This is a genomic window from Lactobacillus sp. M0396 (assembly GCF_016101625.1).
Taxonomy (GTDB): Bacteria; Bacillota; Bacilli; order Lactobacillales; family Lactobacillaceae; genus Lactobacillus; species Lactobacillus huangpiensis.
In genome coordinates this window covers 309664-322219 of record NZ_JACFQE010000001.1, presented here as the reverse complement: position 1 = coordinate 322219, position 12556 = coordinate 309664, and the positions used below count along the sequence as shown (strand labels likewise).

Sequence of the window (12556 nt, the reverse complement as noted above, 5' to 3'; positions counted from 1 at the left end):
AGGTATTAACTTGCTTCCAAAATTATAAATGATGTTGGAGAAGGAGAAAATTGTGTTATGAAAAAAGGTAAACTATTAGGTTCTGTAGGAGTTTTAACTGCTGCAACCCTGACTTTAGTAGCTTGTGGTAAGAGTAACACCAAGAGTAATGAAGGTGCTAAAACAGCAAGTAAATTCCCTATTCAGACTCCCGTAAAAACCGCTAAACAAGGCGGTACGTTAAAGGTGGCAGAAGTTACTAACACCCCATTTACTGGTGTCTTTAATGAAGAGCTGCAAATGGATCAACCAAGTGCTGATGTTACTAGTCCAGGTCAAGAATCTTTATTTGATACTGACGATCACTATAAGATTAATGATAAAGGTCCGGCTACTTTAAAACTGGATCGTAAAGCCAAGACCGCAACTATAACTATTAAAAAAGGCGTAAAGTGGTCTGATGGTAAACAAGTAACTGCTAAAGACATTGAATTTGCATATGAAATTATTGCTAACAAGGCAACAAAATCACAAAGATATGCGACTCAATTTAATATTATTAACGGAATGTCTGATTACCATGAGGGTAAGTCAAAAACTATTTCAGGTATTGAAATGCCAGATGGCCCTAATGGACGTGTTGCAATTTTGCACTGCAAGGAATTGAAACCAGGTATGTACTATAGTGGTAACGGCTATATTTGGGAAATGGCCGCACCTTACCACTATTTGAAGAATATTCCTTTTGCAAAATTGGAATCTTCTGATGAAATTAGAAAGAAGCCATTGTTCTTTGGCCCATACCAAGTTAAAAACGTTGTACGTGGTCAGTCAGTTACATGGGTACCAAACAAATATTATTGGCGTGGTAAACCAAAATTAGATAAGATTGTATACCAGGTTGTATCTCCAAACTCTGCTTCGCAAGCGATTAAGAGTCATAAATTTGATATTACCCGTGTAACTAACAGTCAATGGAAACAAGTAAAGGATACAAAGAAAGTTAACTTTATTGCTCAGATTCCTCTGGCATATAGTTACCTGGCATTCAAGGTAGGTAAATGGGATGCTAAGAAGTCTAAGAATGTAATGAATCCCCATGCTAAAATGGGTAATAAGTCATTACGTCAAGCAATGGCTTATGCTATGAATACTGACGATGTTTATAAACATTATACAGATGGTTTGAGTTTCCAAATTCCTACATTGATTCCAGAACAATTTGGTGATTATTTCGATAAAAGCGCCAAAGGATACACTTATAACATCAAAAAGGCTAATCAAATTTTGGATAAGGCTGGTTTTAAGAAGAAAGGTAAGTGGCGTACTAATCCAAACGGTAAGCCATTAACAATAAATCTTTTGGCTATGTCGGGTAATGCCATTCAACAACCAATTATTCAAAACTTTATTCAACAGTGGAACAAGATTGGCTTGAATGTTAAACTTGTTGGCGGACGCTTGACTGAATTCAACTCATTCTATGATAAAGTTCAAAATGACGATCCAAAAGTTGATCTGTTTTTGGCAGGTTGGAATTTGTCCACTGAGCCTTCTCAGGAACAAATGTATAGTGAAGGAACAATGTCTAACTATTCACGTTTTGTAACTCCTGAAAACACTAAACTTATTCAAGAAATGGATTCCCAAAAAGCCTTTGACCATAAGTATCGCGTTCAAAAATTCCATGAGTGGCAAAAGTACATGATTGATCAAGCATATGTAATTCCTACTAAAAATGATTATAGAATTGATGCTGTTAACAGTAAAATCACTGGTTACTCATTGAAGCCATCACAGACAAACAATGGGCATCAATTATGGTACAAAGTTGCTTACACTAAATAAAGTTATTTAATAAAGAGATTAGAAAACTATTGTCATTTGAGGACAATAGTTTTCTTTTTTAACGCTAAAAACTGGTATAATTTAGATTGTTAAGGAGTTGAAAAAATGGTTAGTACCAAATTCATTAAACGATTAGATACAAAATACAAAATTAAATTTAACAATCCTAACTTATTAGAAGAGGCTTTTACTCATTCTTCTTATGCTAATGAGCATCCTGAAAATGGTACTCGGGATTATGAAAAACTGGAGTTCTTAGGGGATGCAGTTTTGGAATTAGCAATTTCTGATTATCTCTACCGTAATTTTAGAAATCTAAATGAAGGCGAATTAACTCGAATGCGTTCAAATATCGTTGATACTGAAGGATTTGCAGAATTTGCTCAAAAATTTGGTTTCCCGGCTGAGATTAATCTAGGTCATGGTGAGGAAAAAGCAGGTGCACGTTCTCGAAAAACTCTTTTAGAAGATGTTTTTGAAGCTTTTAACGGTGCGCTTTTTCTTGATCAAGGCATGGAAGCAGTCGAGCATTTTTTAAGTTTGACAGTATATCCATTAATTGATGCTGGCAAATTTGATGCTTCAAGAGATTACAAAACAGACTTACAAGAATTGTTGCAAAAAGATGGACCTGTTAAGATTGAATATGAAGTTTTAAAAGAAGAACAAATGCCTTCAAGTTTTACTGTCCAGCTAGTTGTTAATGGGAAAGTATTGTCTAAGGGACAGGGTCACAATAAAAAAGCCGCTGAACAAGAAGCTGCAAAAACTGCTCTAGGTAAGCTCAATTAGGGAGATGAGTGTGTGCCACTAACAGAACTGATAATTGACGGCTTTAAATCCTTTGCCGAAAAAACAAAAATTAAATTTGACACCGGTATTACTGGCATAGTTGGTCCCAATGGTAGTGGTAAAAGTAATATTACTGAAGCGATCAGATGGGTCATGGGCGAATCAAGTGCCAAATCCTTGCGTGGTTCAAACATGAAAGATGTCATTTTTGCCGGAAGTGAATTCCGTCAACCGGCAAATCATGCAGAAGTTTCTCTGATTTTTAACAATAAAAAACACGAACTAAATTTTAAGGAAGATCAAGTTGTTATAACTCGACGGATTTTAAGGTCTGGAGATAATGAGTATTTAATCAACAAAAAGAGTGTCAGACAACGTGATGTGCGTGCTCTATTTTTGGATTCTGGAATTTCACAGGACAGTTTAGCAATTATTTCTCAAGGTCGGGTAGATCAAATACTAAATTCTCGTCCAGAAGAAAGACGTTCATTATTTGAAGAAGCAGCTGGTGTACTTCATTTTAAGAGACAAAAAGAAGAAGCAAAGGTTCAGTTGGAACAAACAACTGATAATTTAGTGCGCATCAACGATCTTGTCAAAGAGCTAGAGCAGAGGATTGAACCTCTTCATGAACAAAGTTCCTTAGCTAAAGAATATCAATTTCAGAAAAAGGGTCTGGATCAAGAACTAAAAACTTTATTGGCATTTGAAATTCACGATTTAGATAATCAAAAAGAAAAAGAACAGGAAAAGGCTGATGAAAATCAGACTCTTTTATCGAAACTGGATCGAGAAGTAAAAGATTCTCAAGAAGCTGTGGCAAACAAAAGAAAAGAATATCAAACTTTAAATAGTCAAAGAGATAAGGTGCAAAATGATTTACTTTCTTTAACTAAAAAGCTTTCTGAAATTAATACCAATTTGCAAGTTGCGGTACAAAGTAAGCAGTATAGCGCAGCTACAAAAAAAGAATATCAATCTGAATTGGATGACCTAAAAAAGCAATTATCGGCAATTGAAAATGATAGAATTGATCTGCTTGAAAAGGAAAAGAATTTAAAGAGTGAGCAAGAGAAGTTGAATGATAAAAGATCTGAACTCTGCGCACAGCTAAAAGAAGATCCTGAACAACTAAACCGAAAACTAGAGCAGCTCCGATCAGCTTATATTCAGTTGTTGCAAGATCAAACTTCTAATAATAATGAAATAGTTTATTTGAATTCTGAACTGAAAAAACTTTCTGATAATAGCCAGTTTCAAACAGAAAATGTTGTTGAAGAACTAAGAACTGAAACTACTGAGCTTAAACGACTTAAAACTGAAGGTAAGTCACTTAAAGAAAACTGTCAGATTGAAGAACAAAAGATAGCAGATTTAACTAATGAGCAAAAAATAAGTCAAAAAAATTTGTCGTCGCTTCAAGAATCATTGTCGACCAAAAAACAACGTTTTAGTCAATTAAATGCACGTTATGATGCTCTGGAAAATATACGCAAACGTCATGAAGGTTATTTTTACGGAGTCAAAAACGTTTTAAATAATTTATCTGCTTATCCCGGAGTAATTGGAGCAGTGGGTGAATTAGTTGCTTTTCCTGTTAAATATGAAGCTGCAATGGCTACAGCATTAGGGAATGGGGTTCAAGATTTAGTTACTAAATCAAAACTGGATGCTCGGGATGCTATTAATAAATTAAAAGAAAACCATGCGGGTCGTGCTACTTTTCTTCCTCTTGACGGTTTAAGAGAATATACAATACCAACTTCAACTATCAATACAATTTCTTCTTTTTCCGGATTTCAAGGTATTGCTAGCGAAATAGTTAAAAGTTTGCCTAATCAAGATATTGCGCCTGCAATTAATTATCTCCTTGGAAATACTATAATAGTTGACACAATAAGCAATGCTATGAAGATAAGACAGAGAATTTCTCGCTATCGTATTGTAACTCTTGACGGAGATGTTATTTCACCTGGTGGTTCAATGACAGGAGGAGTGCGTAATCAAAAAAGCAATTCTCCACTTCAAACAACTGCTGAACTGAGTCAATTAAGACAAAATATTAATGATTTAAAAGCAAAAATTAAGAATGAACAATCTCAGTTAGCTGATGCTGTAAGCAAGAATGAAATTTTAACTCAGCAGTTGAATGAAATGACATCGAAATTTCAAAATCTTAAACAAGAATTAGGTGAAGCGGCTCTTTCTTATCAAAACCAAGAAAAAGAAGTGAACAGGTTAAAGGCTGCAAATAGTTTGTTTGAACAACAAAAGCAAGAACGCAACCAGGAAATTACTGAAACTAAGAACAAGATTAAGTCTGCCGAAAAAAAGAAGAAAGAACTGCAGGAGAAAATACTTCAGCAAAAACAAGATATTAGTGAATTGCAATTACGTATTAAGAACTTTTCAGAGTTGAATCAAGAGGTTCAGGAAAAGTTAAGCGAACTTGATCCGCAAATAGCGGTTTATGCTAATAAGTTGGAGAACGTTTCAAAGCAAAAATCCGATAAAAAGAATGAATCAAAGCAGCATCAAAATCAAATTAATACTTTGTCCCAAAAGTTGAAAGAACTTGATGAAAATGATGTGCTTGGTGACGAAAAGAAGATGAACTTTGAACGCGAAAATAAAGAGGGGATTGCAAAAAAGAAAAATTTGCAGGAACAACTTAATACTTTAAGTTCTAAATTAGGACAGTATGATGCTAAAATTAACCAGCTTGATCAGGTAGCGAGTCGTAATTATGAACTTCGTAAAGATGCTGCTGCTGAACAAAAAGATTTTTCTGTGAAAATAGCACAGTTGAATAGCCAAATAGATCAACGTCTAGATACTTTGAATACGGAATATTCACTAACATATGAGGCCGCATTGAATCAAGCCGAAATAGAAAATAACGAGACCAATAGGACACAACTTCAAAAGAATGTGAAATTGCATCGCATGTCTATTGCGGACATTGGTCCAGTTAATCTGAAGTCAATTGAAGAATATGAAAATGTCAAAAAACGTTACGACTTCCTTAATGCACAACAAAATGATTTGTTAAAGGGTCGAGACAATTTAGAAAAATCGATGTCAGAACTTGATCAAGAAGTATGTAGTCGCTTTAGTAAAACTTTTACAGAGGTAGCTCATAGTTTTACTGAATTATTTCCGGTGGTTTTTGGAGGTGGCAGTGCCAAATTAGTTTTGACTAATCCTGAAGATTTATTGAACACAGGAGTTGAAATTATTGCTCAACCACCGGGTAAAAAGTTGCAAAAACTAAGCTTATTATCAGGTGGAGAAAGGGCATTGACAGCAATTACATTGCTTTTTGCTATGCTCAAAGTTAAACCAGTACCATTTTGTGTACTGGATGAAGTGGAGGCAGCACTTGATGATGCAAACGTCACACGCTTTGCACATTTCTTAGAAGAATATGACATGCATACACAATTTATTGTAATAACACATAGAAGAGGAACAATGGAAAAAGCAGACCAACTTTATGGTGTTGTCATGCAAGAATCAGGCGTATCGCAGGTATTGTCAGTGTCATTAAAAGAATTAAAAAATGAGGTGAAATAACAGTGGGTTTATTTGATAAGATAAAAAAATCTTTATTTGGTGAAGAGAATAGTAAAGCTACTGATGATTCGCAGAATCAATCAGAAAAAGAGCAACAAGAATCTTCTGAGGAGATAGAAAACAAGGAAGAGATAGCCTCTGAAGAAAAACAAACTTCAGAAAAGAATGAATCAGAAAACAAAAATTCGACAGCTTTTCAGGAAGAAGAATCTTTAGAGCAAGAAACTGAGGATGAGCCTGATAATGAAAAGGAAAAAGAAACTGAATTATATGAAAAAGGTTTAGAGAAAACTAATCAGGGTTTTGGGGCTCGATTAAATCGCTTTTTTGCCCAGTTCAGGACTGTTGATGAAGATTTCTTTGATGACTTGGAAGAGCTACTCATTGAGTCTGATGTCGGTTATGAGACTGCCGAAGAATTGACTGACGAACTGCGAGATGAAGCAAAATTGCAGAAAGCCAAGTCGCGAGATGATTTGAAAAAAGTTATTGTTGAAAAATTAGTTAATCTTTATGACCAAAGTGGTAATTCCGAAAATGAAAAATTAAAGTCTCATAACGATGGTAAGCCGAATATTTATCTTTTTGTAGGTGTAAATGGCGCGGGCAAAACCACAACAATTGGTAAATTGGCTAAAAGATTTAAAGATGAAGGGAAGTCAGTTCTTTTAGCGGCAGCAGATACTTTCAGAGCTGGTGCAGTTGAACAATTATCAGAATGGGGAGAAAAAGTTGGTGTTCCAGTAGTAACTGGAAAGGAACAAGCGGACCCTGCTTCAGTTGTTTATGATGCGACTGATAAAGCTATTAAAGACAATTATGATTATTTATTAGTGGATACTGCTGGTCGTTTACAAAATAAAAAGAATTTAATGAATGAGCTGGAAAAAATTGAACGGACAATTAAAAAGCAAGCACCAGAAGAGCCAACAGAAACTTTATTAGTTTTAGACGGCTCAACTGGTCAAAATGCACTCCTTCAAGCTAAGGACTTTGACAAGACTACCAAATTAACAGGATTGGTTTTGACTAAATTAGACGGTTCCTCAAAGGGCGGGGTGGTTTTGGCAATTAGAAATGAGATGAAATTGCCAGTAAAATTAGTTGGTTTAGGTGAAAAAGCCAGTGATTTAGCTGATTTTGATGCCGCAAACTATGCTGTCGGACTATTTCATGATTTAATTTAAAAATAGATTTTTTAAAGGGAGATATTTATATTTAATGAAAGAATACAGTGCATGTACAACAATTTTAGTCGGTAAAAAGGCTTCAGTTGACGGGTCGACCATGATTGCTCGTAATGATGACACTTTTCGTCCAATTACACCGCAAAAATTTATTATCAGACCCGCTGCAAAAAATGAATCGGGTCGTAAAATTAAGTCTTGGTTGAATAAGTTTAAATTAGACTTGCCTGAAAATGCTCAGGCTGTTCCTGCTGTACCAAATGTTGATTACAAAAACCGTGGTTATTACGATGAGAGTGGTATTAATCAAGAAAATGTGGCAATGTCTTGTACTGAATCAACTTATGGTAATGAGAGAGCACTCGCATATGATCCACTGGTAAAAGATGGTCTTGATGAAGATTGTATGCAGTCAGTTGTTTTGCCTTATATTCACTCTGCTAGAAATGGAGTTGAATATTTAGGCAAACTGATAGCTAAATATGGTTCACCGGCAGGCAACTCGGTCCTTTTTGGTGACAAAGATGAAATATGGTATATGGAAATTGTCACAGGTCATCACTGGGTAGCACAACGTATTCCAGATGATGCTTATGCAATTGCTGCAAATAGGGTTTCTATTGAACAAGTAGATTTTGCTGATTCAGACAACTTTATGTGGAGCGAGGGAATTCAGGAGTTTGTTGCCGATCACAACTTAAATGTTGATCATCAGGGATGGAATTTCCGTCATATTTTTGGTACTTATAGTGAACAAGATAGGTTTTATAATACTAATCGTGTTTGGTACGGTCAAAAATATTTTAATCCCGAAATTGAACAAGATCCAACCGATGGTGATTTACCTTTCATTCGGCGTGCAGCTAAGAAAATAACCAGAGAAGACATTGAATTTGTGCTCGGCAGTCATTACCAAAACACTCCGTATGATCCTTTTGGTAAAGGCACAGATGAAGAGAAGCATCGTTTCCGTCCAATTGGTTTAAATAGAACGCAAAATTCCCACATTTTACAGATTAGAAATGATGTTGACCCTGATAAGGCAGCAATAATGTGGCTTTGTATTGGTGGGCCAACTTTCACGCCTTTTGTACCATTCTTTGCTAATATGAATGATACTGATCCTTCTTACAATAACACATCAATGGAATATAATCTTAATGATGCTTGGTGGTACTACAAATCTTTAGCGGCACTTGTAGAAACGCATTACCCACAGTTTGTTCAACTCGATAGTGATTATCTGAATGAACTTAATCAATACTATCGTCGTCGTGTGCATAAGATTATCGAAGTAGCTAGTGATAAATCAGGGACTGAATTAACTTCATATCTAACTAAGGCCAATCAAGAGACTGTTGCCTATACTAGAAAGCGTTCTGAAAAGCTTTGGGCTCAGATGATGATTGATTCAATCAATATGTCAAAACTAACATTTAATATGGATGAAAATCTTTAAATAATAATACTATTTAAAGGCATTAAAAAAGTCTGGAAAAACTTTCCAGACTTTTTTATTTTTGAGAAGTGCTATTTACGCATTTTCTTATTCATAGCAGAATGACGAATGCCATAAATTAAATAAATAAAGACACCAATTAGTGACCATATTAGCATGTACTTTTTTGCTTGTATATCTAATCCCCAAAAAACAACAAAAGATCCGAGAAATGCTAAAAATGGCAGTACAGGATACCAAGGCATTTTAAAAGCTGGATCAACAATATCTTTTCCTTCGCGTGGCCTTATGCGATAGATTCCCAGAGAAACAAACATAAAGGCAATCAGAGTTCCAGCTGAAACTAATTGTGACAGGAATGAGAAGGGAATAAATGCAGAAATAATAATTGCAATAACTGCAACTGTCCATAATGAGTTTGCTGGTCGATGTTCTTTATTCAATTTACCAAGTACTTTAGGAATCATACCATCGCGACCAAATGAATATACCAAACGAGAACTTGCCATACAAAGACCAATCAAAGCGGTAAACATTCCTAAAATAGCAACAGACTGAACGATAGTGGCAATATGTCCGAAACCTGTTTTTCTTAAAGCGTATCCAACTGGCTCAGCTGAATTTAAATATTGGTGATAAGGTATCATTCCAACTAAGACTAAGCTGACGGCTACGAATAAAATAACTGCTATTAGCAACGAACCGATAATTCCCCGTGGCATAGTTTTTTGCGGGTTAATAGCTTCTGCAGAGTTTGATGCAATGGTATCAAAGCCCAAGAATGAAATATAGATCATCGAAACTCCGGCATAAATACCTTGCCAGCCACCAAAAGGTCCATGAGCTGTTGCACGATAATGTGGTATAAAAGGAATGAAATTAGCTTTTTTAATAGCTGTCAAACCAACGCCAACAAAAAGCAAAATTGCTAAAACTTTGACCACCACTAAAACGTTTTCGACTCGGGAAGCTTTAGAGACTCCAAAGCTGACTAGAAATGCAGCCAACAAAATAGCTAGTAATGCAACCAGGTCAAATAATCCTCCATTTACGCCTAGTGGATTGGCTAGGGCAGCGGGTAATTTCCAGCCTAAAGGTGCTATTAATGCACGAAGATTAGCAGACAAACCAGAGCTAATAAATGCCATTCCAATTAGGTATTCTGCTAAAAGAGCCCAACCAGAAAACCAACCCCAAAATTCTCCAAATATAACATTGATCCAAGAATAAACTGATCCTGCAAATGGCATTGCGGCTGCCATTTCTGCATAGGCGAATGCAACAAGACCAGCTACTATAGATGCAATAACACATGACAGGGCTACAGCGGGTCCTGTGTGCAGTGCTGCAACTTCTCCAGGTAATGTAAAAATTGAGGTTGAAACGATAGTACCTACACCCAGAGCTAAAAAGTCACGAACTTTTAGTGTTCTGACTAAGTGACCATCTTTTTCCTGATAAATATCTGGATCTTCTTTTCGATTCATTAATTTCCATAAATTCACACTGAATTGCTCCTTAGCTTTGTTTAGCATTCTGTTTGAAAGAAATCTACCATTTAAAAAGTTCACACGGGTAACAACTTGAGTGCGAACTTACATTTTATATAGTAAAATTTGTTTTAAACAGTAGGTGTAGTGTAACGCTTTTAAATATTTTTTCAAAACAGTTTGATTACTCAAATAAAAAAACGGTACAAAATTAATATTTATTCGTGTACCGTCTAATCTAATAACTTTCAAGAATGATAATTCTATATCCGTGATAGTAAAATTCCTAAAAATTAATTAAATTAATAATACAGATTTTTATTAAGAAAAGCAATAAATTTTAGTATATCTTTAATCAAATTTTTGGCTTTCAAGATCGTCAATTTCTGACATTTTTGCTATACTTGTTCAAGGTGAGGGCAATGGACGAACTCGAAAAAAACGAAATATTAGGTGATTTATACGCATATTATGGTGGTCTATTAACCAAGAGCCAGCAAAGTTATTTTGAAGACTATTATTATAACGACCTGTCTTTAGGAGAAATAGCCATTAATCATCATGTTTCACGTCAGGCAGTCTACGACAATTTACGTCGCTGTCGCAAGTTGTTAAAAAATTACGAAGATAATTTACATATGCAGAGGGATTACAATATGATTGAAGACAAACTAGCAAAAGTTGTAGTCGCACTCAAAAAAAGCAAGTCAAGCCAAGCTTTACAAATAACTACTGATCTAATAAATCAACTGAGGGGAGAGTAATTCGATGGCATTTGAAAATTTAAGTGAAAGAATTCAAAAAGCCTTAAAAAATCTAACGGGTAAAGGGAAAATATCAGAAGATGACATCAATAGTGCCAGTCGGGAAATTAGACTGGCATTACTGGAAGCTGATGTTAACTTTAAAGTTGTTAAAGATTTTATCAAGAAAATAAAGCAAGAAGCTCTCGGAAAAGAAGTTCAGGAAAGCCTTAATCCGGGTCAACAAGTCATTAAGATTGTTAACGATGAATTAACCAAGATGATGGGTGAGAGCGCAGTTTCCCTCAATAAATCTAAACATATTCCTACAATAATAATGATGGTGGGTTTACAAGGTACAGGTAAAACTACTACAGTTGGTAAGTTGGCAAACAGATTAATACAAAAAGAAAAAGCAAGACCGTTGCTAATTGCTGGTGATATTTATCGTCCAGCGGCTATTGACCAGTTGCAGCAAATTGGTGACCAGCTAAAAGTTCCTGTTTATAGTGAAAAAGATCAAAAAAACGTAGCTCAAATAGTACAAGACGGCTTAAGCCAAGCCGATAAAGATAAAAATGATTATGTCATTATTGATACCGCGGGTCGTTTGGAAATTGATGAGCCTTTGATGGAAGAACTTGAGCGCGTCAAAAAAGTTGCCCAACCGGATAATATTTTGCTGGTAGTAGATGCCATGACCGGTCAAGCAGCAACTGATGTTGCAAAGGGCTTTGACAAACGTTTAGACATCACCGGAGTTATTTTGACCAAACTTGATGGTGATACTCGTGGCGGTGCCGCTTTATCCATTAGAGCAGTAACCGGCAAGCCAATTATTTATACTGGTCAGGGTGAAAAATTAACTGACCTTGAACAATTCTATCCTGATCGTATGGCTTCTAGAATTCTAGGTATGGGTGATATGCTGACTTTAATTGAAAAAGCTCAGCAGGATTATGATGCCAAAAAAGCTGAAGAAGTTGCTGAAAAAATGAAAGAAAATACTTTCGATTTCAACGACTTTGTTGATCAGATTGAGCAAGTTGAAAAAATGGGTCCACTTGACCAGCTGATGAAGATGATTCCAGGAATGGCAAATAATCCACAGCTTAAGAACGTCAACTTCGATAAAAAGCAAATTGTTTATGTGAAAGCAATTATTTCATCAATGACAGAAGAAGAGCGAGAAAATCCAGAGTTGCTTAATCCTAGTCGCAGAAGAAGAATAGCAGCTGGATCTGGTCGACCGGTAGTTGAAGTCAACAGAATGATTAAGCAATTTAAGCAGGCTCGCGATATGATGAGCAAAATTACTAAGGGTAATTTTAAGGGAATGGATAATTTGCCAGGAATGAATTCTCCAATGGGTCGGATGGCCATGAGACATATGGGTAAAAAATTTAAGAAAAATAAGAAAAAACGGATGAAGGTCAAGAGATATCATTCATAAAAAATCACCTGTTAAGTAAAAACACTTTA

General features: G+C 35.5%; 8 protein-coding genes. 7 read left to right on the top strand and 1 reads right to left on the bottom strand.

What is annotated here, in order from left to right:
• The first annotated feature begins 57 nt into the window (after window positions 1–57).
• The 5 genes from H3T43_RS01515 (at window position 58) to H3T43_RS01495 (ending at window position 8841) form a co-directional block, all read left to right on the top strand.
• Complete coding sequence (locus tag H3T43_RS01515; protein WP_198212037.1) at window positions 58–1827, top strand: oligopeptide ABC transporter substrate-binding protein; 1770 nt, start codon at window positions 58–60, stop codon at window positions 1825–1827.
• A gap of 105 nt (window positions 1828–1932) precedes the next feature.
• Window positions 1933–2619: a ribonuclease III gene (gene rnc, locus H3T43_RS01510; protein ID WP_198212035.1), complete on the top strand. Its 687-nt coding sequence runs from the start codon at window positions 1933–1935 to the stop codon at window positions 2617–2619.
• 12 nt (window positions 2620–2631) lie between these two features.
• A complete protein-coding gene (gene smc / locus H3T43_RS01505) occupies window positions 2632–6195 on the top strand; it encodes a chromosome segregation protein SMC (RefSeq protein WP_198212033.1) in 3564 nt (1187 codons plus the stop codon).
• 2 nt (window positions 6196–6197) lie between these two features.
• Window positions 6198–7382 carry a signal recognition particle-docking protein FtsY gene (ftsY, locus tag H3T43_RS01500; RefSeq protein ID WP_198212031.1) on the top strand — a complete coding sequence of 395 codons (1185 nt, stop codon included), beginning with the start codon at window positions 6198–6200 and terminating at the stop codon, window positions 7380–7382.
• Window positions 7383–7416: 34 nt separating this feature from the next.
• Complete coding sequence (locus tag H3T43_RS01495; protein ID WP_198212028.1) at window positions 7417–8841, top strand: C69 family dipeptidase; 1425 nt, start codon at window positions 7417–7419, stop codon at window positions 8839–8841.
• Between the two features lie 71 nt (window positions 8842–8912).
• On the opposite strand, the gene H3T43_RS01490 is transcribed toward H3T43_RS01495, so the two are convergent.
• The gene (locus H3T43_RS01490; RefSeq protein ID WP_198212026.1) at window positions 8913–10346 is read right to left on the bottom strand and encodes an amino acid permease; all 1434 of its coding nucleotides are present in this window, start codon (window positions 10344–10346) and stop codon (window positions 8913–8915) included.
• A gap of 407 nt (window positions 10347–10753) precedes the next feature.
• On the opposite strand from H3T43_RS01490, the gene ylxM reads away from it, so the two are divergent.
• Window positions 10754–11095 (top strand): YlxM family DNA-binding protein, encoded by a 342-nt coding sequence (gene ylxM, locus H3T43_RS01485; protein ID WP_034981574.1) that lies wholly within the window; start codon window positions 10754–10756, stop codon window positions 11093–11095.
• Window positions 11096–11099: 4 nt separating this feature from the next.
• Window positions 11100–12527 (top strand): signal recognition particle protein, encoded by a 1428-nt coding sequence (gene ffh / locus H3T43_RS01480; RefSeq protein ID WP_198212024.1) that lies wholly within the window; start codon window positions 11100–11102, stop codon window positions 12525–12527.
• Window positions 12528–12556 lie beyond the last annotated feature (29 nt).